The organism is Kocuria rhizosphaericola (assembly GCF_044462205.1).
Taxonomy (GTDB): domain Bacteria; phylum Actinomycetota; class Actinomycetes; order Actinomycetales; family Micrococcaceae; genus Kocuria; species Kocuria rhizosphaericola.
In genome coordinates this window covers 1-19745 of the sequence record NZ_JBISWK010000128.1, presented here as the reverse complement: position 1 = coordinate 19745, position 19745 = coordinate 1, and the positions used below count along the sequence as shown (strand labels likewise).

18 protein-coding genes are annotated in these 19745 nt (G+C 73.2%); 9 read left to right on the top strand and 9 right to left on the bottom strand.

Annotated features, from left to right (window positions below):
* The 7 genes from ACH9D2_RS13230 to ACH9D2_RS13200 all read left to right on the top strand — a co-directional run.
* Nucleotides 1-961, top strand: a 961-nt coding sequence (locus tag ACH9D2_RS13230; RefSeq protein ID WP_396363270.1) for a hypothetical protein, incomplete at its 5' end; no start/stop codon positions are given.
* Entirely contained in the window at nucleotides 954-1889 is a 936-nt protein-coding gene (locus ACH9D2_RS13225; protein ID WP_396363269.1) for an NADH-quinone oxidoreductase subunit H, read from the top strand. The genes ACH9D2_RS13230 and ACH9D2_RS13225, both read left to right, overlap by 8 nt.
* A gap of 3 nt (nucleotides 1890-1892) precedes the next feature.
* Nucleotides 1893-2456 carry an NADH-quinone oxidoreductase subunit J gene (locus tag ACH9D2_RS13220; RefSeq protein ID WP_396363268.1) on the top strand — a complete coding sequence of 188 codons (564 nt, stop codon included), beginning with the start codon at nucleotides 1893-1895 and terminating at the stop codon, nucleotides 2454-2456.
* Entirely contained in the window at nucleotides 2453-2755 is a 303-nt protein-coding gene (locus tag ACH9D2_RS13215; protein WP_138976438.1) for an NADH-quinone oxidoreductase subunit NuoK, read from the top strand. The genes ACH9D2_RS13220 and ACH9D2_RS13215 overlap by 4 nt, the downstream gene beginning before the upstream one ends.
* On the top strand, nucleotides 2752-4662 hold the full coding sequence (locus ACH9D2_RS13210) for a proton-conducting transporter transmembrane domain-containing protein (RefSeq protein WP_396363267.1): 1911 nt from the start codon (nucleotides 2752-2754) through the stop codon (nucleotides 4660-4662). The genes ACH9D2_RS13215 and ACH9D2_RS13210 overlap by 4 nt, the downstream gene beginning before the upstream one ends.
* Nucleotides 4659-6155, top strand: coding sequence for an NADH-quinone oxidoreductase subunit M (locus ACH9D2_RS13205; RefSeq protein ID WP_396363266.1), 1497 nt, complete (start codon nucleotides 4659-4661; stop codon nucleotides 6153-6155). The genes ACH9D2_RS13210 and ACH9D2_RS13205 overlap by 4 nt, the downstream gene beginning before the upstream one ends.
* A 15-nt stretch (nucleotides 6156-6170) precedes the next feature.
* Entirely contained in the window at nucleotides 6171-7592 is a 1422-nt protein-coding gene (locus ACH9D2_RS13200) for a proton-conducting transporter transmembrane domain-containing protein (RefSeq protein ID WP_396363265.1), read from the top strand.
* Between the two features lie 54 nt (nucleotides 7593-7646).
* Here the strand turns inward: ACH9D2_RS13200 and ACH9D2_RS13195 are convergent, their stop codons facing one another.
* The 9 genes from ACH9D2_RS13195 to ACH9D2_RS13155 all read right to left on the bottom strand — a co-directional run bounded on the left by ACH9D2_RS13195 (nucleotide 7647) and on the right by ACH9D2_RS13155 (nucleotide 17138).
* The gene (locus ACH9D2_RS13195; RefSeq protein ID WP_396363264.1) at nucleotides 7647-8522 is read right to left on the bottom strand and encodes an ion channel; all 876 of its coding nucleotides are present in this window, start codon (nucleotides 8520-8522) and stop codon (nucleotides 7647-7649) included.
* 64 nt (nucleotides 8523-8586) lie between these two features.
* Entirely contained in the window at nucleotides 8587-9930 is a 1344-nt protein-coding gene (locus ACH9D2_RS13190; protein ID WP_396363263.1) for an APC family permease, read from the bottom strand.
* A gap of 76 nt (nucleotides 9931-10006) precedes the next feature.
* Complete coding sequence (locus ACH9D2_RS13185; protein WP_396363262.1) at nucleotides 10007-11494, bottom strand: multicopper oxidase domain-containing protein; 1488 nt, start codon at nucleotides 11492-11494, stop codon at nucleotides 10007-10009.
* Nucleotides 11491-11763 (bottom strand): SHOCT domain-containing protein, encoded by a 273-nt coding sequence (locus tag ACH9D2_RS13180; RefSeq protein WP_396363261.1) that lies wholly within the window; start codon nucleotides 11761-11763, stop codon nucleotides 11491-11493. The genes ACH9D2_RS13185 and ACH9D2_RS13180 overlap by 4 nt, the downstream gene beginning before the upstream one ends.
* Before the next feature lie 79 nt (nucleotides 11764-11842).
* Nucleotides 11843-12541, bottom strand: coding sequence for a DUF305 domain-containing protein (locus tag ACH9D2_RS13175; protein ID WP_396363260.1), 699 nt, complete (start codon nucleotides 12539-12541; stop codon nucleotides 11843-11845).
* Between the two features lie 42 nt (nucleotides 12542-12583).
* On the bottom strand, nucleotides 12584-14821 hold the full coding sequence (locus ACH9D2_RS13170; protein ID WP_396363259.1) for a heavy metal translocating P-type ATPase: 2238 nt from the start codon (nucleotides 14819-14821) through the stop codon (nucleotides 12584-12586).
* A 46-nt stretch (nucleotides 14822-14867) separates the two neighbouring features.
* Entirely contained in the window at nucleotides 14868-15197 is a 330-nt protein-coding gene (locus tag ACH9D2_RS13165; RefSeq protein ID WP_396363258.1) for a cation transporter, read from the bottom strand.
* Between the two features lie 97 nt (nucleotides 15198-15294).
* The gene (locus ACH9D2_RS13160) at nucleotides 15295-16440 is read right to left on the bottom strand and encodes an ATP-binding protein (protein ID WP_396363257.1); all 1146 of its coding nucleotides are present in this window, start codon (nucleotides 16438-16440) and stop codon (nucleotides 15295-15297) included.
* Nucleotides 16437-17138 (bottom strand): response regulator, encoded by a 702-nt coding sequence (locus ACH9D2_RS13155; protein ID WP_396363256.1) that lies wholly within the window; start codon nucleotides 17136-17138, stop codon nucleotides 16437-16439. The genes ACH9D2_RS13160 and ACH9D2_RS13155 overlap by 4 nt, the downstream gene beginning before the upstream one ends.
* 168 nt (nucleotides 17139-17306) lie before the next feature.
* Between ACH9D2_RS13155 and ACH9D2_RS13150 the strand changes: the two genes are divergently transcribed.
* Both ACH9D2_RS13150 and ACH9D2_RS13145 read left to right on the top strand, forming a co-directional pair.
* The gene (locus ACH9D2_RS13150) at nucleotides 17307-18182 is read left to right on the top strand and encodes a F510_1955 family glycosylhydrolase (RefSeq protein ID WP_396363255.1); all 876 of its coding nucleotides are present in this window, start codon (nucleotides 17307-17309) and stop codon (nucleotides 18180-18182) included.
* A 163-nt stretch (nucleotides 18183-18345) separates the two neighbouring features.
* On the top strand, nucleotides 18346-19716 hold the full coding sequence (locus tag ACH9D2_RS13145) for an MFS transporter (protein WP_396363254.1): 1371 nt from the start codon (nucleotides 18346-18348) through the stop codon (nucleotides 19714-19716).
* Nucleotides 19717-19745 lie beyond the last annotated feature (29 nt).

Below are 19745 nucleotides of genomic sequence, written 5' to 3'. Positions count from 1 at the left end.
CGGCGAGATGGACCACGGCGAGATGGACCACGGCGAGATGGACCACGGCGAGATGGACCACGGCGAGATGGACCACGGCGAGATGGACCACGGCGCGATGGACCACGGCGCGATGGACCACGGCGAGATGGACCACGGCGCGATGGACCACGGCGCGATGGACCACGGCGCGATGGACCACGGCGCGATGGACCACGGCGAGATGGACCACGGCGAGATGGACCACGGCGAGATGGACCACGGCGAGATGGACCACGGCGAGCACGGCGGCCACGGCGGGATGGACATGGCTCCGGAGGGCATCCCCCTGGCCGAGGGCGGGGAGGACCGTGACGGGCTGGAGATGGACGTGCTCCATCTTCCGCTCGGTCCCGTGCTGGCGTTCTGGCCGGCGGGGCTCGTGCTGCGCTGCACGTTGCAGGGGGATGTCGTGGTCGACGCCGAGGCCTCCGTGGTCGACGGCGAGGACCACGGCGCCGGAGGGGCAGGCCCCGGTCCCGCGCCCGCCGCGGTGGTGCGGTGCGACCAGGTCATGGCGCTGCTGGCACTGGCCGGGGCCGAGGACATGGCGGCCTGTGCCCGCCGCACCCGGGACGCGCTCCTGCACGGCGACCAGTGCGCCGCCCGGGACGCCGCCGAGCGGCTGCACCGGACGGTCCGGAGGTCGCGGCTGCTCCGCTGGTCGCTGCGGGACGTGCTGCCCCTCGACCCGTCCGCTCTGGAGCGCCACGGGTTGCCGCGGCACTGCCGCGGGGACGCCCACGACCGGCTGCTGGCCCGCGTGGATCGGATCCGGGTCGAGGCCGGTGGCGCGGAGCCGGCGGTGGCGGAGGACGGCGCGGTGCCGTGGGCGGTGGTGCCCGAGCTGGTGACCGGGCTGGAGCTGGGCTCGGTGCGGCTGGCCGTGGCGAGCCTGGACCTCGATCCGCATCCTGCCGTCCAGGAGGTGGGGCATGGCTGAGAGCGTGGTGACGACCGTTCCGGGCGGATGGGCCGTGCTGGCAGGGATCCTCCTGTGCGGTCTGGCCTTCTTCGCCGTGGCGCTGGATGCGGTGCTCTCGGCGCCGGCGCAGGGCGCCGGCGGCGGCTGGTCGGCGCCGGCGGCCCGCGCGGCCCGGTTGCTGCGGCAGCGGCGCCGGACCACCGTGGCCGCGGACACCCTGCTGTGGCGGATCGGTGGCGCGGGCATGCTGGTCGGGGCGTTCCTGATGATCGCGGTGATCCCGCTGGGCCGGTGGACGCTGGCGGACCTGGACGTCGGTGTCGTGTGGTTCAACACCGTGGACGTCATGGTCTGGGCGCTGGTCTGGCTGGCGGGGTGGGGCGCGAACTCCGCCCACGGCCTGGTGGGCGGCTACCGCTTCCTCGCCCACGGCCTGGCCTACGAGCTGCCGCTGATGTTCGCGCTGGTGGCCCCGGCGATCGCCGCCGGCAGCCTGGCCGTGGGGGACGTCGCCGCGGCGCAGGACGGGCTGTGGTTCGTGGTGTGGATGCCGGTGGCGTTCCTCGTCTTCCTCGTCGGCGTGACGGGCTTCTCCGTGTGGGGCCCGTTCGCCCCGGCCCTCGCCGCCGACATCAGCGGCGGCGTGCTGGCCGAGCTCTCGGGGGTCGACCGCCTCGTCCTCCAGGCCGGGCGCTACCTGTTCCTGACCGCCGGTGCCGCCTTCTCGGTGCCGCTGTTCCTGGGTGGCGGGGCCGGTCCCGTCCTGCCCGGCTGGGCGTGGGTCCTGGTGAAGACCGTGGCGGTGCTGGCGGTGCTCGTGTGGTTGCGCCGGAAGATCCCGCTGCTGCGCCCGGACCGGTTCATGGAGATCGGCTGGACGGTCCTGCTCCCGGCCGCCGTGCTCCAGGACCTGGTCGTGTCCCTCGTCGTCGTCTGGAAGGGCTGAGCCGTGCTGGTCGGAATCGTGTTCTGGGTGCTCGCCGTGGTGGCCGTGGCCGCGGGCGTGCTCGTGTTCGTGGTGGACTCCATGGCCCGGGCCACCTATGCCCTGGCGCTGTCCTTCATCGCCGTGGGGGTGCAGATCCTGCTGCTGGGCCAGAGCTACCTGGGAATCATCACGATCCTGATGATGGTGATGGAGATGGCGGTGATGGCGGTCTACATGGTGATGTTCATGGGCATGAACCCGGCGCTGATGCCCATGGACATGACCCACGGGAAGAGGGCCGCGATCGGCGCCTCGGCCGGGGTCTTCGTGCTGCTGGCCGCCGGCGCCCTGCTCGTCCCGTGGCCGCAGCGGCGCGGTGCCCCGCCCGAGGACGTCACGCACGCGCTGGGCCTGGAGATCATGGGCGAGAAGATGCTGGTCATGGCCGTGGTGGGTCCGGTCATGGTCGCCACCATCGTGGCCGGGGTGGTCCTGGCCGCCCACCGCACCCGCTACGACCGGCTCGGTGACGACCTGCGCCGCCGTCCGGCCGACGACCCGCAGCCGGGAGGTGTGGGCCGATGACCCTGGAAGCCGTGCTGGTCGTGGCCTCCGCGCTGTTCGCGGTGGGGCTCTACGGCGCCCTCTCCCAGCAGGTGGTGGTGATGGTGATGATGGGCCTGGAGCTGATGATCAACGGGGTGCTCCTGGCCGCCGCCGGCTTCTGGTGGTTCCTCGCCCCGGACCCCTCCGGGCAGGTGCTGCTGCTGGTCGTCCTGGCGGCCATGACCGTGGAGATGGCCATGGGCTTCGCCGTGGCCACGCTGCTGCACCGCAGGCGGCAGACCGACATGACCGACATGGCCGAGGAGCTCTCCCGATGACCGCGGCCCAGGCCGTGCTGCTGGCCGTGGTGGTGCTCCCCGGCGCCGTGGGTGCGGTGCTCGCCCTCACCCGGGCGGAGCGGGCCGCGGCCCCGGTCGCGGTGCTCACCGCCGCGCTGACCACGGTGCTGGCGGCCGTCGCCGCCCTGGCGCGGCCCGCTCTGGCGTACCCGTTCGTGGCCGGTGCCGACTTCGCGCTGGAGGTCGACGCCCTCGCGGCGCTGACTCTCCCGATGATCGCGGTGGTGACCCTGCTGGTACTGGTCTTCGCCGCCGGCAGCATCCGGGCGGCACGGCCGCGCTTCCACGGGCTGATGCTGGTCTTCGCCGCCGCGGCCCTGGCCACGGCCACGGCCGCCAGCCTGCCGGCGCTGCTGTTCGCCTGGGAGCTGATGGGGGCGACCTCCTACGCGCTGATCGGGTTCTGGTGGCGGGACGCCGACCGCGTCTCGGCCGGGCTCACCGCCTTCGTCACGACCCGCACCGCGGACCTGGGTCTCTACGTCGCCGCCGGCGCCGCCCTGGCCGGCGGCACCGGGATGGCGCTCGCCGACCTCCCGGCGGCGGAGGGCCCGTGGCGGCACGTGGTCGCGGCCGGGATCCTGGTGGCGGCACTGGGCAAGGCGGCGCAGCTGCCGTTCTCGTTCTGGCTCTCCGGGGCGATGAAGGGCCCCAGCCCGGTGAGCGCGCTGCTGCACTCGGCGGCGATGGTGGCCATGGGCGGCTACCTGCTGCTGCGCGTGGAGCCGCTGCTCGCCTCCACCGGGTGGGCGGGTCCGGCCGCCGCGTGGATCGGGGTGCTGACGGCGGTGCTGATGGGGATCGTGGCGCTGGCCCAGCGGGAGCTCAAGCAGCTGCTGGCGGCGTCCACGGTGGCGCAGCTGGGTTTCGTGGTGCTGGCCGCCGGGGTGGGGGCGGTGAGCGGTGGCGCGGCCCACCTGGTGGCCCACGCCTCCACCAAGGCGCTGCTGTTCCTGGCCGCCGGGGCGTGGCTGACGGCGCTGGGCACCGAGGAGCTCGCGGCCCTGCGCGGGTCGGGCCGCCGGTGGCGGGTGGTGGGCGTGAGCGCCACCGTGGGGGCGCTGGCCCTGGCCGGGATCGCCCCGCTGTCCCTGTGGGCGACCAAGGACGCGGTGCTGGCCGGGGCGCTGGAGACCTCGGTGTGGCTCTACGCCGCCGGGCTCGTGGCGGCGGCCCTGTCGGCGGCCTACGCGGGCAGGGTGCTGTGGACGATCTGGCGTCGAGGTGTCCGCGCCGAGGCCGGAGAAGGGGGTACCGGGAAGGTGGGGGTGCTGGAGCAGGCCCCGCTGGTCGTGCTCGCCGCCGGGGCGGCCGTGCTGGGGGTGCTGGCCCTGCCGCCGGTCAGCCCGGCCCTCGCCGAGGCCCTGGGCGGGCACGGTGAGGTGGCGCCCGTCGAGCTGCTCGTCTCGGCCGCGATCGCCCTGGTCGTCCTGCTGCTGATGCTGCGCCTGCGCGCCCCCGAGCCGGGATGGGCCGTGGGGTGGCTGGGGCTGGAGGCCGCCGCGCACGCCGTCGTCGTCCGTCCCGCGCTGGGCCTGGCGCACGCCCTGGCGCGGTTCGACGACCTCGTCCTGGACCGTGCCGTGACCGCCGCGGCCGGCGCCGTCCCGGTGCTGGCACGGGCCGCGGCCCGGTTCGACGACCGGGTCCTCGACGCCGGGGTCGACAGCACCGCGCACGCCGCCGCCGCGGCCGGCCGGGGTGCGGCCCGGCTCGACGACGACGTGGTGGACGGCGCCGTCGAGGGCCTCGCAGGCCGGGTCCGCCGGCTCGGGCAGCTGGCCCGGGCTCCGCAGACCGGGGCCGTCCACCAGTACTTCCTCCAGGCCGTCGCGGTGCTCGCCGTCGGCGTCGTGGCCTGGTCCGTCTACGCCGTGATGGGATGAGCATGCTGAGCCTGATCGTCTTCCTGCCCCTGGCGGTCGCCGCCGTCCTGGCCCTGGTCCCGGCGATCGGACCCGCGGCCGCCCGATGGGCGTGGGTGGCGGTGAGCGTCGTGGAGCTGCTGCTCGTGGGCGTGCTGTGGGCCGGTTACGAGGACCCGGGGCCCAACGGTCTGGCGTTCGAGGAGCAGGTGCCGTGGATCCCCGGCGTCAACAGCAGCTACCACGTGGGCGTGGACGGGCTGTCCCTGCCGCTGCTGGCCATGACGGCCGTCGTGTTCCTGGCCTGCGCCGTCTACGCCGTCCGGGACGCGGACCGGCCGTGCGTGCAGGCCGCGCTGTTCCTGTTCCTGCAGGGCGTGAGTCTCGGGGTGTTCGTGGCGGCCGACCTCATCCTGTTCTTCGTCTTCTTCGACCTGTCCATCGTGGGCATGTACTTCGTGATCGCCGGGTGGGGCCACGGCAACGCGGCCCGGTCGGCGCTGAAGTTCTTCCTCTACACGTTCCTGGGCTCCCTGGCCCTGTTGCTGGGCTTCATCGGGCTCTACGTGGCGGCGGCTCCGCACACCTTCGACATCCCCGAGCTCGTCGCCGCGACGCCACTGGCGGGCGAGCCGCTCACCGGGGGGCTGGTGCTCGCGGCGATCCTGGTGGGTCTGGCCGTGAAGACCCCCACCGTGCCGTTCCACACGTGGCTCCCCCCGGCCCACACCGACGCCCCGGCCACCGGCTCGGCCGTGCTGGCGGGCGTGCTGCTGAAGATGGGCACCTACGGGTTCGTGCGGATCGCCATGCCGATGCTGCCCGAGGCGTGGCGCGCCTGGGCGTGGGTGATCGTGGCCGTGGGCATCGTCTCGGTGCTCTACGGGGCGTTCGTGGCCCTGGCCCAGACGGATCTCAAGCGGATGATCGCCTACACCTCCGTCAACCACATGGGCTACATCGTCCTGGCCCTGGGCGCGGTCGGGATCCTCGCCGAGGACGCCGCCCAGGCCCGTTCCGTGGCGGTCACCGGCGCGGTCGTGCAGATGGTCAGCCACGGGCTGATCACCGCCGCCCTGTTCCTGCTCGCCGGGGTGATGCAGGACCGGGCCGGCACCTACGACATGGGCTCCTACGGCGGGCTGGCCGCCCCCGCCCCGCGCTACGCGGCGCTGTTCGCGGTCGGGGCCTTCGCTTCCCTGGGCCTGCCCGGGTTCTCCGGGTTCATCGCCGAGTTCCAGATCTTCGCCGGCAGCGTGGCGGTCGCCCCGGTGACCGCGGTCGCGCTGCTGGGCATCCTGGTCACCGCCGCCCTGTTCCTGCGGGCCCTGCAGCGGGTCTTCACCGGCCCCGCGGCCGGGCACACCCCCGGGTTCGCGGATCTCCGGGCGCGGGAGCTGTGGTCCGCCGGTCCCCTGCTGGCGCTGTCCCTGCTCATCGGCGTGCTGCCCCGGGTGCTGCTCGAGGTGATCGAGCCGGCCTCGACGGCCCTCGTGACCCTGGTGGGACGGTAGCCGGTGGAGGCCTCGATGCAGATGCGCCCCGAGCTGCTGCTGCCCGAGATCGTCGTCTTCCTCGGTGGGCTGGTGGTGCTGCTGGGCGGATCGTTCCTGCCCCGGCGACGCCAGTGGATCGCGCGCGCAGTCGCCGCCCTGGCCCTGTTGGGCGCCGCGACCGCGGCCGCCTTCGCCATGACCGGACCCGCGCAGAGCGCCTTCAGCGGCACCTTCGCCGTGGACACCGCCACCGGTGCCGCCCGGGTGGTCGCCGCCCTGACCACCCTGCTGGTGCTGGGGGTGGCCTCCGGGGAGATCGCCGGGTCCCCGCGGGAGTCCGACACGTACGCCCTGCTGCTCCTCGCCACCACCGGGGTGATGGTCCTGGCCGGGTCCACCGACCTGCTCGTGCTGATCGTGGGGTTCCTGCTGGCCAGCATCCCCCTGTACGGGATCGTCGGCCTCACCGGCGGCCGCGCCGGGGCCGAGGCCGCCATGAAGACCTACCTCATGGGGGCGCTGTCCGGGATCCTGCTCATGCTCGGGGTCACCGTGCTCTACGCCCTGGCCGGCGGCACCGACTACGCCCTGCTCCAGGACGCGCTGCCCGCCGCCCCGGCCGCGGCCGTGGGCGCCGGCGTGCTGGGCGTGCTCGCCGGGCTGCTCTTCAAGGCCGGTGGGGTGCCCTTCCACTTCTGGGTGCCCGACGCCGCCCAGGGCACCGGGGCCACCGCCGCCACGTTCCTCACCACCGTGCCCAAGGTGGGGGCGCTGGTGGCCGTGTACCGGCTCGTGGCCACGGTCTCCGCCGGGGACGGCTCCTGGTTGCTGGTCGCGGCGCTGCTGGCCACCGCCTCGATGTTCCTGGGCAACCTCGCGGCCTACTGGCAGACGGATCCCCGCAGGCTGCTGGGCTGGTCGACGGTGGCCCAGGTCGGGTTCCTGCTCGTGCCCGTGGCCGCGGTCGGACGCAGCGACCTGGCCCTGCCCTCGCTGCTGTTCTACCTCGCCGCCTACGCCGTCACCAACGTCGCCGCCTTCGCCGTCACGGCCGCTCTGCCCGAGCACCGGGAGCTGGCCGACTACCGGGGCCTGGCCCGTGCCCGTCCCGGCCTGGGGCTGGCCCTGCTCGTGGCGCTGCTGGGGCTGGTGGGCACCCCGCCGCTGGCCGTGTTCGTCGGCAAGCTCACCACCGCCACCGCTGCCTGGGACGGCGGGCACGGCTGGCTGGCCCTGGTGGTGGTCATCAACAGCGTGCTCAGCCTGTTCTACTACCTGCGCTGGTTCGCCCCCGTCTTCGCCCGCCGGGACCAGCACACCGCGGAGTTCCCCGGCCGCGGCGGGGCGGCCGCCTGGCCGGCTGTCACCGCCGGGATCGCCGCGACCGCGAGCCTGGGACTGGGCGTCCTGGCCGGTGCCCTGTGGGCGGCCCTCGAGGGCCCCGTGGTCATGTAGGTGCGGCGACCTCCGCGCCCCGGACCGCCCGTGCGCAACGCCGAGAACGCGAACTCAGGCCCGGGTGCTCTGGCCGTGCTCGGCCGCATAGGCGGCGAAGACCTCACCGGGGTGCTCCCCGGTGCCCACGAAGTCGTCCTTGATCTCGGACCCGAGCTGCTCCAGGGCCGAGGACAGCCGCTGGGCGCTCAGCCGCACCGCCGGTTCGGACCGGGCCATGGCCGCATCACGGAGCCGCAGCGCATACGGCAGCTGGCGGGCCAGGGACAGGTCGGGGTTGCTCTCCTGGAAGTAGAAGCCCTCGGTGTGCTGGGTGAAGTCCACGGATATCTTCGTGAGATCCGCCTGCAGGGAATCCAGGACCCGGGAGGCGATGGCCGGCTCGACCTCCCCGAACGTCTCGGCACAGTCGGCGTCGGCCAGGCCCTTGAGTTCCAGTGCCAGCGCCCGGCGCCGCATCAGGGGAGGATAGATCTGCGTGAACCACGTCAGCGCCGCGGTCAACAGCGCGAACCCGGTCAAGGCCTCGAACGGGGAAGCGACCCGGATCCACGAGTCGGTGGCCACCACGTCCCCGTAGCCCAGCGTCGACAGCGTCACCACGGAGACGTAGACGGCCTCGACCGCGTCCGGGTAGGCGGCCGCGTCGATGCCGGAGGAGTACATGAACCCGCCCGGGACGTGCGGGTAGTAGATCAGCGCCCACCCCGCTGCTTGCAGCACCACCCAGAGGAGCGCCACGGACACCATCGCCGCCGGCCCCACGGCGGAGCCGGCCCGGTGACCGGTGGCCTTCGAGACCCTCCACACCGCGGCGAGCACCAGTCGGCTCAGACGCCCCTGGCCACTGGGGTGCAGCAGGGTGTGGAACATGTCCATCAGCCCGACCACGATGACCGTGATCCCCAGGGCTGTCAGCAGTACGTTCACGATCGACCTCCATCGCTGGTTCCTCCTCTTCCGGTCCCCGGGTTCCGGGGCGGCTCACCGGTCCTCAGTGCTGCTCGTGCTCGCCCTGCCGCGCGTCCTCGTCGGAGCGGTGCCGCACAATGAACCACTGCGCCACGCCGATGACCAGGGCCACCACGGCGGTGACCACCACGGTGAACGGGTCCGACTGGGCCTTCAGCAGCACGAACGGCACGAGCACCGCGACGTCGAGCAGGATCGCGACCCAGGGGATCCAGGGCTTGGCCCCGACGTCGTCCCTGAGGTGGCGGAGGATGCCGAGGTGGATGGCGATGTCCATGGTCAGGTACAGGATGGCGCCGAGGGAGGCGATCTGGGACAGGTCGAAGAAGGCGGCCATCAGCATCGCCAGCCCGGCGGTGATGTACAGCGACTGGTGGCCCTCCTGCCCCGGCAGCCCGGGGGCCTGGCCCATGTCGCGGAGCATGTCGTAGAGCTTCGAGACCGAGAACAGACTCGCGACCAGCCCCGACAGTGTCGCGACGACGGCGATCAGCACGGTCAGCCGCACGCCCCAGGCACCGAACAGCGGCTCGGCCGCCTCGGCCAGGGCGTAGTCCCGGGCCTCGACGATCTGCGGAACGGTCAGGCTGCCGGTGACCGCGACGGTGATCAGCAGGTAGAGCACGGTGCACAGGGCGATGGAGATCATGATGGAGCGCCCGATGTTGCGCTCCGGCTGCTGCAGGTCGGCGCCCTGGTTGGTGATCGTGGTGAAGCCCTTGTACGCCAGGATGCACAGGGTGGTCCCGGCCAGGAAGCCCAGCCACCCCTGGTCCGGTGGGGTGCGGTCGGCGGCGGTGAACAGACGGCCCAGGGAGGAGACCCCTGCCGCGAGGATGCCCGCGATCGCCAGCACGGCGATCCCGACGATCTTGACCGCCGCGGTCACCGTGGCGGAGCGCTCCACCCACCGGTTGCCCACCAGGTTGACCAGGGCGGCGGCCGCGATGGCCACCACCGCCAGCACCGGCACCCACACCGCGGAGTCCTGGAGACCGAAGGGGCGCAGCAGGTAGGTGCCGAAGGTGCGGCCCAGCAGGGACTCGGCCAGGATCATCGACACGTACATGAACAGGGAGAACGAGCCGGCGACCACCCCGGGGCCGTAGGCGGCCTTGAGCAGCATCGCGATCCCGCCGGAGGACGGGTTGGTGGCGGAGTAGCGGATGTAGGAGTAGGAGCTGAACGCCACGACCACGGCCCCGGCGAGGAAGGCCCAGGGCACCCAGCCGCCGGCCAGCTCGGTGACCTGCCCCACGAGGGCGAAGATGCCCGCGCCGATCATCACCCCCGTCCCCAGGGCGACGGATCCGGTCAGGGAGAGCTTCTTCTGCGTCTGCGTGCCGTGGTCCATGAGGGGCTGCACGTCCTTCCTGCCGGGCCGCGAGCGCTTCCCGGCGGTGGTGTTGTTCGGACAGGGTGGCGGGTCGGGCCCGCGGTGCTCAGCGGGCCGCGACGGTGCCCATCATGCCGAGGTCCTCGTGGTCGAGGATGTGGCAGTGGTAGACGGTGCGGCCGCCGAAGTCGTCGAAGACCACCCGGACCGTGACACGGCCGAAGGCCGGGATGTTGACCACGTCCTGCCACCGCGGCTCGGAGACGTCGCGGCCGCCGTCGGACACGACCTGCATGGGCCACACGTGCAGGTGCATGGGGTGGTCCATGGGGCTGGAGTTGGTCAGGATCCACTCCTCCACGGTGCCCACCCGGACCTGCTGGTCGGTGCGCTCGGCGTCGAACTCCTGCCCGTCGATCGTGAAGGACATCATCTGCCCGGGCCCGCGCCTGCTGCCCATCATGCCGCCCATCCCGCCCATGCCCATGGCGAAGTCCAGGGTGCGCCGGGCCTCGACCGGCTCGTCGCGCAGGTCCCGCAGGGACGGGCCCGCGGGCACGGGGCCCGCGTCTCCGGCCCGGTCCCCGGCGACCTCCAGGGTGAGCAGGTCGATCGGGTCGTCGTTGCCGGGGCCGTCCCCGGGCATGGCCCCGCCCATCATGCCGTCCATGCTCCCGCGGTCCACGGGGGCGGCGACCAGCGTGGAGGTGCCCTCCCGGGTGTCCACCAGCAGCTCCACCCGGTTGCCGGGGGCCAGGGTCACCTCGGTGACGTCGACCGGCTCGGGCAGGCGGCCGACGTCCCGGCCGGACAGCCGCACGGTCTGGCCGTCGAGGGTCAGGCGCAGGTACCGGGACGGGCATGCGTTGACGACCCGCCACAGCTCCCGCTCCCCCGGTGCCGCGGAGGCCTCGGGGCGGACCTGGCCGTTGACCAGCACGGTCTCGCCCTCCCGGCCCATCATGCGCTGCGGCGGGGAGACGTCGGCCAGGTTGCCGGAGCCGTCCAGGGTGATGTCGGAGACCACCAGGACGCGCTCGCGGGCCACCGGGACGGAGTCGGGGTCCTCGACGACGATGGCCCCGTAGAGACCCGCCGCCAGCTGGTCGGCCACGTGCCCGTGCCGGTGCGGGTGGTACCAGTAGGTGCCCGGCGGGTGGTCCTCCGGCAGGACGAACTCGTAGTCGAAGGACTCCCCCGGTTCGATGCTCACGAACGGGTTGTCCCCGTTGTCCTCCGGGGACACGTGCAGCCCGTGCACGTGCAGGTTCGTGGGGGCCTCCAGCCCGTTGGTCATCGCCACCCGGACCGTGTCCCCGCCCCGGACCCGCAGGGTGGGTCCGGGCAGCGAGCCGTTGAACGCCTGCACGTTCGCCTGCCGCGCCCCGATCCGCACCTGGGCGGGGGCGGCCTCCAGTGCCAGGTCCAGGACCCCGTCCCGGCTGGACAGCACCTCGGGCTCCACCAGCTCCCGGCCGCCACCGAGGGCCTCGCCGCCGCCGCTGGTCCACCACAGCCCGGCCCCGCCCACGGCCGCGGCACCGGCCCCGGCCGCGCCCAGGGCCAGAAGCTGTCTCCGGCTCAGCGGGTTCATCGGTCATCCTCCTCCAGGGTCCGCAGCCGCTCCCGGTACTCCTCGGTGCTGATCTCCCCGCGGGCGTAGCGCTCCTCGAGGATCTCCCGGGACCGGCGCGGACCCGCACCCGTCGGCGGCGCGGAACCGCCCTGCCGGTTCCCGCCGCCCGAACCGCCGGTGAGCGTCTTCACGAGCACGATCACCAGCACCACCGTGCCCAGGATCAGCAGGAGCCAGAAGATCCACATCCAGCCCATGCCCCATCCCATTCCGTCGCCCCACATCATCACGGTCCTCCTTCGTCGATCGGTTCGTTGCTCTCCGCGGGCCTCCGCACGAGTGCGACGACGCCGGGCGCCGGGGCGGTCAGGAACCCGCCGGCAGTTCCTGGAGCATCCGCTCCATCTCGGCGATCTCCGTCTCCTGCGCCCGGACGATCTCCTGCGCCAGCTCGAGGGCCTGCGGGTTCGATCCGTCCTGGACCTGGTCCCGGGCCATCTCGATCGCCCCCTCGTGGTGCCGGGTCATCTGCTCCAGGTACAGCCGGGCGGACTCGGGGCCCTCCTCGGCCTCCCGGAGCCAGTTCATGCCCTGTTCGTCGACCATGCCGGAGCCGTGGCCGCCGTGCTCGGCCGCGGAGGCCTCCGGGGTGGCCGGGGCCTCCCAGGCCGCGAGCATGGCGCGCATCCGCTCCATCTCGGGCTCCTGCGTGTCCACGACCCGTTCGGCGAGGTCGCGGACCTCCCCGGGCACGAGGTCCTTGCCGAGCAGGATCTCGCTCATCTGCACGGCCTGTTCGTGGTGCGGGATCATCATCTGGGCGAACATCACGTCCGCGTCGTTGTGCTCGGCCGAGATCCCGGCCGCGGAGCCGGACGGGGAGGCCTGCGTGGCATCGGCGGCGGAGCCGGAGGGGGACGCCGACGTGGCGTCGGCGGTCCCGGTCGCGGCGGGGGTGCCCGCCTCCGGGGCCGCTCCGGTGCTCTCCTCTCCGGCGGAGCCGCAGCCGGCCAGGACGAGGGCCGAGGCCAGGGCGAGGGTGGTGAGGGTGGTGGAGCGCTTCACAGGATGTCCTTCTTCTGGTGGAGGGGGTGGATCAGTGGTGGGTCAGCGGGCGGGAACGGTGGGCCGCTCAGGAGCTCGGCGGTCCTCGGTGCCGACGGCGGCCAGGCGGGCCGGGTCGAGGTCGAGGCGGCGCAGCAGCTGGGCGTTGAGGGCCACCACGATGGTGGAGACCGACATCAGCACCGCACCGACGGCCGGGGAGAGCACGATCCCGACCGGCGCCAGGACCCCGGCGGCCAGGGGCACGGCGATGACGTTGTAGCCGGTGGCCCAGACCAGGTTCTGGACCATCTTCCGGTAGCTGGCCCGGGACAGGTCGATCATCGACAGCACGGCCCGGGGGTCGTTGCCGGCCAGGACCACCCCGGCCGACTCCATGGCCACGTCGGTGCCGGCGCCGATGGCGATGCCGACCTCGGCGCGGGCCAGGGCGGGGGCGTCGTTGACGCCGTCGCCGACCATGGCCACCGTCATCCCCCGGGACTGGAGCTCGGTGACCTTGCTGTCCTTGTCCTGGGGCAGGACCTCGGCGAAGACCTCGTCGATGCCCAGATCGGCGCCGACGGCCTCGGCGACCTGGCGGGCGTCGCCGGTGATCAGGGCGACCTTCACACCGCGCTCCTGCAGCGCGGCCACGGCGGCGCGGGACTCGGGGCGGACCCTGTCCTCGAGAGCCAGGGCGCCGATGACCTGCCCGTCGCGCAGCACGTGGAGCACCCCGGCGCCGCGCTCGACCCACTCACGGGTGGCCCCGGTGATCGGTGCCGGCGTGGACAGCCCGCGCTCGCGCAGCATGTTGGGTCCGCCCACCACGACCTCGGCGCCGTCGACGGTGGCCGTCACCCCGCGTCCGGTCGCGGCCGTGAACCCGGTGCCGCGCAGTCCCAGCCGGGACGCCTCGGGGTGTCCGCCGGCGGCGGTGACGATGGCGCGGGCCACGGGGTGTTCGCTGTCGGACTCGGCCGCGGCCGCCCAGGCGAGCAGTTCGCCCTCGGAGGTCCCGGGGACGGGGGCCGTCCCCGTGACGGCGTGCGCGCCCTCGGTGAGGGTGCCGGTCTTGTCGAAGAGCACCACGTCGATGGTGCGCATCCGTTCCAGGGCCATCCGGTTCTTGATCAGGACGCCGGAGCGGGCCGCGCGCTCGGTGGAGATCGCGATGACCAGCGGGATGGCCAGGCCCAGGGCGTGCGGGCAGGCGATGACCAGCACGGTCACGGTGCGGATGACGGCGTCGTCCGGGCTGCCCAGCAGCGTCCAGGCGGTGGCGGTGAGGACGCCGGCGCCCAGGGCGAACCAGAACAGCCACGCGGCGGCACGGTCGGCCAGGGCCTGGGCACGGGAGGAGGACTCCTGGGCGGCGGCGACCATCCGCTGGATCCCGGCCAGGGCGGTGTCGGCCCCGACGGCCTCGACCCGGACGCGGACGGTGTTGTCGGTGGCCACGGTTCCGGCCACCACGGTGGCGCCAGGGCCCCGGGGGACCGCCTGGGACTCCCCGGTGATCATCGACTCGTCGAACTCGGCGGTTCCGCCGGTGATCGTGCCGTCCGCCGGGACGCGGGCCCCGGAGCGCACCAGCACGACGTCGCCCACGGCCAGCTCGGACACGGACACCGTGACGGTGTTCCCGTCGACGACCTTCTCGGCCTCGTCGGGCAGCAGTTCCGCCAGGGCGTCCAGGGCGGAGGAGGCCGCGCCCAGGGCGCGCATCTCCATCCAGTGGCCCAGCAGCATGATCACCACCAGCAGGGCCAGCTCCCACCAGAAGTCGAGGTCGAACCCGCCGATGCCCAGCGTGGTGACCCAGGAGGCGACGAACGCGACCGTGATGGCCATGCTGATGAGCAGCATCATCCCCGGCTGCCGGGACCTCAGCTCGGTGAGCCCGCCCTTGAGGAAGGGCATGCCCCCGTAGAAGAAGATGACGGTGCCCAGGACGGGAGGGATCCAGGTGGAGCCGGGGAACTCGGGGACGTGGTAGCCCAGCAGGTGGGCGACCATCGGGCTGAAGAACACCACCGGGACCGACAGCGCGAGCGAGAGCCAGAACTTGTTCTTGAACATCGCCGTGGAGTGCCCGGCGTGCTCCCCGTGCGTGTGGACCTGGTGGTCCTCGTCGATCGCCGAGTGGGCGTGGTCGTGCGGCATGGCCTGTCCGTGGGTGGCGGCATCGGCGTGCTGCTCGTGGTCGCGCGCGTCCACGGGTCGCTCCGTGCCCTTGCCGGCGCGCGGGGGGTCCGAGGTGGCGGGGTGGCCGTGGTCGGGGTGCGGGGAGCGCATGGTCTTCCTTCTGCGAGAGCCGGCGGCTGATCGGTGGCGGGGCGCCTCAGGTCGTGGCGGCGGTGTAGCCGGCCGCCTCGACCGCGGCTCGCACGGCCTCCGGGGCGGCCGTGCCGTGCACGGTCACGGTGGAGGTCCCGCCGGCCACCAGGTCGATGCGCACCTCGTCCACGCCCTCCAGGGCGGTGACCTCCTCGGTGACGCTCCGGGCGCAGTGGCCGCAGGTCATGCCCTCCACCGGGTAGCTCGCCGCCGCACCGGCCGAGGGTTCCGCTGCGGCGGCGACGGGAACGGTCTGCTCGGACGCCGGGGCCGGGGCGCAGCAGGCGCAGCCGGTGGAGACCATCGGCAGGGACGTACGGGTCTCGAGGGTCATCTGGAGCTCCTTCGATCGGATCGTGCGGTGCGGCGGGGTCGGCATCGTCCTCGTCCCTCTCAGGTATATACCCCTAGGGGGTATAGATCAAGGTGTGTCACCGGGTGGCGTCGACCGGTGACGGGCGCACGCGCTGACGGGCGGGCAGCTCCACGGTGAAGGCCGCCCCGGCGCCGGGTCCGGGGGATGTGACGCTCAGCATCCCGCCGTGGGCCTCGACCAGCGCCCGGGAGATGGTCAGGCCGATCCCGGAGCCGCCGTGGTCACGGTCCCGGGCGCTGTCCCCGCGCCAGAAGCGCTCGAACACCCGGGGCAGGTGGTCGGCGGCGATGCCGTCGCCGGTGTCGGTGACGCGGAGGGCGACCCGCCCCGGGCCCTGCCGGGCGACGCGGACGGAGACCTGGCTGCCGGGCGGGGTGTGGCGCAGGGCGTTGGTGAGCAGGTTGTCCAGCACCTGGCCCATCCGCTGCCGGTCCGCCTCCACCACCCCGGCGTCGTCGTCGATGTCCAGGACGAGCCGCACGCCCTTGGCGGCGTACGCCTCGCGGTGGGCCTCCGCGGCGGAACGGGCGAGCTCGCCCGCCGACTGCGGGGTGCGCTCCAGGTCGATCCGGCCCTCCTCGGCGCGGGACACGTCGTGGATGTCCTCGACCAGGCGCGTGAGGCGTCCGAGCTGGTCGGTCATGAGCTCGTTGGTGGCGTCGTCCCAGTGCGCCACGCCGTCCTGGAGGGCCTCGCAGTAGACGGTGAGCACCGAGATCGGGGTGCGCATCTCGTGGGCCAGGTCCGAGAGCATCCGCCGCCGGAGCTCCTCGGTGCGCTCCAGCCGCTCGGCCATGGTGTTGAAGGAGGCCGCCACCGCGTCCACCTCGGCGCCGGCGCCGATGGCCGGGACCCGGGTGTCGTAGCGGCCGCGGGCCATGCCCTGGGCGGCCCGGGTGAGGGCGGCGAGGGGCCGCTGGAGGCGGCGGGTGAAGAACCAGGTCACCGCCGCGGCACAGACCGCGGCGGTGCCGAGGGCCACGGCCAGGATGATGAGGTTGGTGTCGCGGTAGGCCCGCTCCACGTGGAGCAGCTCCGGGGAGTTCTCGGAGTGCCCGGCGATGAGCAGGTGCTCGTGGAAGATCGGCGGGCCGGCCAGGAAGGCGACGACCACGGCGGCGAGGATGCTGGCGGCCACCACGATGGCCTGGGCCAGGAAGAACCGGGAGGCCAGGCCGCGGGGGCGTCGTCGCCGGCTCACGTGGTCACCATCCGGTAGCCGACCCCGCGCACGGTGTCGACGAAGGCGGCCTGGTCCTCCCCGAGCTTCCGGCGCAGGTGCCCGATGTGCACGTCCACGATCCGCTCGTCGCCCACCCAGGCGGGGCCCCACACGACGTCGATGAGCCGGCGGCGGGTCATCGCCTGGTGCGGCCGGTCCGTCAGGGCGGCCAGCAGTTCGAACTCGGTGCGGGTCAGCGCCACCGGCTCCCCGCCCACCCGCGCCTCGTGGGCCGCGAGGTCGACGGTCAGCTCCCCGAACACCCGGGCCGGCTCGACCGGGGTCACGGTGGTGCGGGGACGGCGCAGCACCGCGGCCACACGGGCCACGAGCTCGCGCACGCTGAAGGGCTTGGTGATGTAGTCGTCGGCCCCGGCCGCCAGCCCGGCGAGCTTGTCCTCCTCGTCCCCGCGGGCGGTGAGCATCAGCACGTAGCACTCGGAGAAGCCCCGGATCCTGCGGCACACCTCGATGCCGTCCATCCCCGGCAGCCCCAGGTCCAGCACCACGACGTCGGGACCCTGACCGCGGGCGGCCTCCACGGCGTCGGGCCCGGTGTGGACGGTGGCGACCTCATAGCCCGCGCGGTCCAGATAGGTGGCGACCATCTGGGCCAGTGGCTTCTCGTCGTCGACCACCAGCACCCGCCCGGCCGCCGCGTCAGTGCCAGGATTCATGACTTCAGTGTCCCCCTCTCCCGGGGGCGCGGCGGCACCCGGGGGCGGTCAGCGGGGGAATCTTCGCGAAACCTTCACGGAAATCGCCGCGGGGCCTGCGCCGGCCGGTCGAGAATGGTGGGTGGTCCTCGCGGTGCGAAGCGGTGCAGTGCGAGGCGGAAAGGACCCATGGACCCCCTGACCCGCAGATCCCTGCTCGTGGGCGGCCTCGGCCTGCTCGGCACCGGCGCGCTGGCGGCGTGCTCGCCGCAGGCGGAGTCCTCCGCCCCTCCCCCGTCCGCCGGCGACGACGGCCGCAGTGGCGCCGGGACGGCGATCACCCACGTGCACGCCATCACGCGCGAGGCCGGTGCGGGAACGATCCTGCTGGCCACCCACGAGGGACTGTTCCGCCTGCAGGACCGGGAACTGACCCAGGTGGGCCCGGTCGTGGACCTAATGGGCTTCACCGTCACCCCCGAGGGCCGCTATCTGGCCTCGGGCCACCCCGGCACCGGGACCGACCTGCCCGAGCCGGTCGGGCTGATCGAGTCCACCGACCGGGGCGAGACCTGGGAGGTGCTCTCCCGGGGCGGGGAGTCGGACTTCCACGCCCTGGCCGCCGGCCCCGACAGCGTGCTCGGCTTCGACGGACAGCTGCGCGCCTCCGCCGACGGGCGCACCTGGGAGGTCCGCGAGATCCCCTCCGCCCCGGCCTCGCTGGCGATCGCCCCGGGCACGGGCACCGTCCTGGCCACCACCGAGGAGGGCGTGCTGCGCTCCGACGACGACGGCGCCACCTGGGACACCCTGGACACCCCGCAGCTGATGTCCCTGGTGGCCTGGGCCGACGACCGCACGATCGTGGGCGCCGGGATCGACGGGCGCCTGCTGACCAGCCGGGACACCGGGCGGACCTGGACCGCCAGTGCCGAGCCGGTCGGCGAGATCACCGCCCTGGGCGCCGGCACCACCGCGGACGGCGAGATCGAGGCGCTGCTGGTGGCCGGCACCGGCGTCCTGCGCACCACCGACGGCGGGAACTCCACCGAGCCCCTGCTCTGATCCCCCGACGCACCCGCCGCCACCCCCGTCCTTGATATCGAGCCCTTGTGACGTTCGTCATTCATAGACCATACTGTGATGCACGGCACAACCGGCCGGTATCTTCTCCGCTCGCCCGCCTCCACCCGGAGGACGGCTCGGCTCAAGACAAGGACAGGTGACCATGGCTGCCTCGACTCAGTGGCCCGTCCCACAGAAAACCACGAACACGGTGCTGTTCGCCTGCTGGCTGGTGATTCTCGCCGAGGGCTACGACGTCGGCGTCCTGGGCGCCGTCCTGCCGGCGCTGGCCGAGTACGAGCCGTGGGGCCTCAGCCCCCTGGAGCTCGGCGGCCTCGGGTCCTACGCCCTGATCGGCATGCTCATCGGCGCGATGACCATCGGCACGCTCTCGGACCGCATCGGCCGGAAGAAGATGATGCTGGTCTCGGTGGCCCTCTTCACCACCATGCAGCTGGGCGCCGCACTGGCCCCCACACCGGAACTGTTCGGCCTGTTCCGCCTGCTCGGCGGCCTGGGCATGGGCGGGGTCCTTCCCGTGGCCGCGGCCCTGACCATCGAATACTCCGCCCCGAAACGCCGGTCCTTCAACTACGGCGTCATGTTCTCCGGCTACTCCTTCGGCATCCTCGTGGCGGCCCTGGTCGCGATCGCCATCCTGCCGACCCTGGGCTGGCGCTGGGTCATCGGCGTCGGCGCCCTGCCGCTGCTGCTGCTGCCGCTGCTGGCCTGGATCGTCCCGGAATCCATCGAGTACCTCATGAGCAAGGGCCGCAAGGCCGAGGCCGGGCAGCTCGCCCGCAGGCTGCGCGTCGAGCCCTTCGTGGAGAAGGACTGGACCCCGACCCACTCCACCGGCGCCGACATCCAGTCGGTGAGCTGGAAGCAGTCCCTGACGGCCATGTTCTCCGGCGGCTACCTCACCGCCACGGTCTTCTTCTGGATCTCCCTGTTCTGCGGCATGGTCCTGGTCTACGGCCTCAACACGTGGCTGCCCTCGATCATGCGCTCGGCCGGCTACGACCTCGGCTCCTCACTGACCTTCCTGGCCGTCTTCAGCCTGGCCTCGGCCTTCGGCGGCATGGTCCTGGGACGCGCCGCGGACGCCTACGGCAAGAAGCTGATCCTGGTGACCTTCTACCTGCTGGGCGGGGCGGGCATCCTCCTGCTGATGTTCCCCAACACCCTCGTGATCAACTACGTGTTCGTGGCCCTGGCCGGCATCGGCTCCATCTCCACCTCGCTGGTGCTCACCGGCTGGGTCGCCGACTACTACCCCTCCTACGCCCGGGCCACCGCCACCGGCTGGGCCCTGTCCTTCGCCCGCATCGGCGCGATCTCCGGGCCGCTCATCGGCGGCTGGATCGTCTCGATGTCCCTGCCGTTCCAGTGGAACTTCATCGTCTTCGCGGCGGTGGGGCTGGTCGCGGCGATCGCCGTGGCCCTGATCCCCCGCGTCCCCGGCCGTCCGGGGCGGACGACGCCGCCGGAGCCGGAGGACCGCGTCGCCGTCCCCGCCACCACGGCGAGCTGATCCACCACCCTGTTCCCCCGGCGGCCGGG

Excerpts from the sequence above, each read along its gene's own strand:
- ACH9D2_RS13180 (WP_396363261.1), bottom strand. The coding sequence starts at position 11,763 with ATGATGTGGGGCGACGGAATGGGATGGGGCATGGGCTGGATGTGGATC.
- ACH9D2_RS13185 (WP_396363262.1), bottom strand. The coding sequence starts at position 11,494 with ATGAACCCGCTGAGCCGGAGACAGCTTCTGGCCCTGGGCGCGGCCGGG.
- ACH9D2_RS13200 (WP_396363265.1), top strand. The coding sequence starts at position 6,171 with ATGCAGATGCGCCCCGAGCTGCTGCTGCCCGAGATCGTCGTCTTCCTC.
- ACH9D2_RS13155 (WP_396363256.1), bottom strand. The coding sequence starts at position 17,138 with ATGAATCCTGGCACTGACGCGGCGGCCGGGCGGGTGCTGGTGGTCGAC.
- ACH9D2_RS13205 (WP_396363266.1), top strand. The coding sequence starts at position 4,659 with ATGAGCATGCTGAGCCTGATCGTCTTCCTGCCCCTGGCGGTCGCCGCC.
- ACH9D2_RS13225 (WP_396363269.1), top strand. The coding sequence starts at position 954 with ATGGCTGAGAGCGTGGTGACGACCGTTCCGGGCGGATGGGCCGTGCTG.
- ACH9D2_RS13170 (WP_396363259.1), bottom strand. The coding sequence starts at position 14,821 with ATGCGCTCCCCGCACCCCGACCACGGCCACCCCGCCACCTCGGACCCC.
- ACH9D2_RS13210 (WP_396363267.1), top strand. The coding sequence starts at position 2,752 with ATGACCGCGGCCCAGGCCGTGCTGCTGGCCGTGGTGGTGCTCCCCGGC.
- ACH9D2_RS13165 (WP_396363258.1), bottom strand. The coding sequence starts at position 15,197 with ATGACCCTCGAGACCCGTACGTCCCTGCCGATGGTCTCCACCGGCTGC.
- ACH9D2_RS13150 (WP_396363255.1), top strand. The coding sequence starts at position 17,307 with ATGGACCCCCTGACCCGCAGATCCCTGCTCGTGGGCGGCCTCGGCCTG.
- ACH9D2_RS13145 (WP_396363254.1), top strand. The coding sequence starts at position 18,346 with ATGGCTGCCTCGACTCAGTGGCCCGTCCCACAGAAAACCACGAACACG.
- ACH9D2_RS13215 (WP_138976438.1), top strand. The coding sequence starts at position 2,453 with ATGACCCTGGAAGCCGTGCTGGTCGTGGCCTCCGCGCTGTTCGCGGTG.